The 1,948-nt window shown below is 57.5% G+C and carries 1 protein-coding gene; it reads right to left on the bottom strand.

All coding sequences use genetic code 11. The features are described 5' to 3' along the window. On the bottom strand, window positions 1–1,948 hold a 1,948-nt coding region (locus FAS41_RS30615; protein ID WP_138527013.1), incomplete at both ends, for a conjugal transfer protein TraG N-terminal domain-containing protein.

The raw sequence follows: 1,948 nt of genomic DNA, 5'->3' as shown, positions 1-1,948 counted from the left end.
ACTGCCTTATCGATCAACTGGGTCATCCCCATTCCAACTGCGTCGAGTCCGTTGGTGGCGAAACTCTCAGCGGTATCATGCACGGGTGTGGTGGACGCCACGGCGATCTTGTTCACTGGTACCGGATTGTCAGCCTGCAGCGCGTTCATCCGCTCGTTCGACATATCCCTTTCTTCATTGACTCTGTCGATCGCACCGTCGCGCGCCTCCTGGACGACCAGGGGGCCACTCTCTTTCATGTCAGTGAGGCCAGATCTGGTCATGTCCTGGTTACTACGGAAAGCCTCGGACGCTCCGGCGTCTAGCTGACTCATCCTGGTCTGCAGGTTGCCTGTACTGATTGAGGTCTCGGTCAGCCCCGAGCTCTCGTTGCCGCTGACGGCAGCCATGGAGAAGTCGAACGGCGACATCTTCGAGCTCACCAAGTCACCCAGCCTTCCGTCCTGGTTCAACGCGCGTATTGCAGCCATGGCAACACGCTCTTCCCTATCGGTCGAGAGCCCGCGGATAGAAGCGCTCGCCATCGCCGTATTAAACGCCGCACGCCCTCCTTCGGTTTGGCCGGCAATCTCAGCAAGGGCCTGGGCAGACTCCGCACGAGACTCTCCACGAAGCAGCGAAGTTACTGCTGCCTGCTTGAGGTTCAATGACTGACTCGCAGCGTAAACATTCTCCATTTTCGAAGCCCGGGAGTAGGTTTCCTGCGCTTGACGCGCCTGCCCGATGGACTGACTGAGAGTTTCACCAGTCGATTGGCTTACGCTCGCCTGGGAAGAGCGACTGAACGAGTCTGCAGCGTTGAAGGCGGTTTGGTCGTTCGAGCTTGCCTGCACCGCTGAAGTGAGTTGGGTAAAGGCCTGTTGGGCTTGCTGCTGCTGAGTGGATGACAGTTTCTGGAACTGTTCGGAATCCTCAAGACGTGCGCCTGCCAAGCCCAAAGGCGCCGCCGCTCCAGCGCTGGCTGCGAAGACCCCCTGAGCAATTTTATTCTCATTGAATCCCAGACTTTTGAGCTGGCTCGCGGCACTGGTGAACTGGGAGTTCTGCGAAAGATTCAGGCTCGACGCCACCTGGTGTCCCAGCGATGCGAGGTTCTGCTGACCCGTGGTTGTCTGTGCAGATTGCTGAATCGCGCTTTGAAGAGATCGCTGCATGTTCTCGGTCGCGGTTACCGAGGCGTTCTTCGAGCTCTGAACGTAGGCGGAAGCCGCTTGCTGCCCACTGATCGTTTCGGCCAATTGTGTCGCACCGGTAACGCTGACGCCCTTGCCAACCTGGTCGGCTGTGTAGACTGCCTCCGTCGCCATAACTGGAGAAGGCCGCTGAGTCCGAGGGGTCATATCCTCGCTGTTGAACTTAGTGTCAGAGGTCGCACCCGACATGATCGCAGTCATGCCAAAGGCTCCAGCTCCTACGATCGATGCGGCGATTGCGGGAGTGTAAGCCGCGAGGTAACCACCCAGGCCAAGGGCTGAGCCTATGGCTTGGTCGATGTCCAAGAGTTGCATCTGAGCGAAGCCCGTGGAGATCGGGTCGTACCCGTTGAATATCGCTTCCATTTTGGCGCCGGCATACCAAAGCGTGAACGCATTCACCACCGACAGCAGAGGCATGCAGAGCGAAGTCGACAGCGGCAATGCGCAGAACTTCGCCAGGGTCATTGCCCCCCTCGAACCCATCATCAGAAGCAACGCCATGAACGGCGCAACCGCATAGACCAATCCCTCAAGGAAGCCAAGCATGGGTTTGATATAGAACTTGAAGCTATCCCCCTTCCCTGCCCACTGGATCTCCTGTTGGCTGAGCGACTGCTGAAGTGCCATCGCTGCACGCCGCTCTTGCCAATGGTTCAGTGCATCAACACGGCCCTGATTGAAATACCGCTGAATCAACGAAGCAGCAACATACTCAGACGCTTTTTTATAAGACAAAGCAAAGGACTGGAGGG

Origin of the sequence: Pseudomonas nicosulfuronedens (assembly GCF_005877905.1) — a bacterium.
GTDB classification, from domain to species: Bacteria; Pseudomonadota; Gammaproteobacteria; order Pseudomonadales; family Pseudomonadaceae; genus Pseudomonas; species Pseudomonas nicosulfuronedens.
The sequence above is the reverse complement of the archived record's forward strand: the minus strand, read 5'-3'. Positions and strand labels throughout refer to the sequence as shown.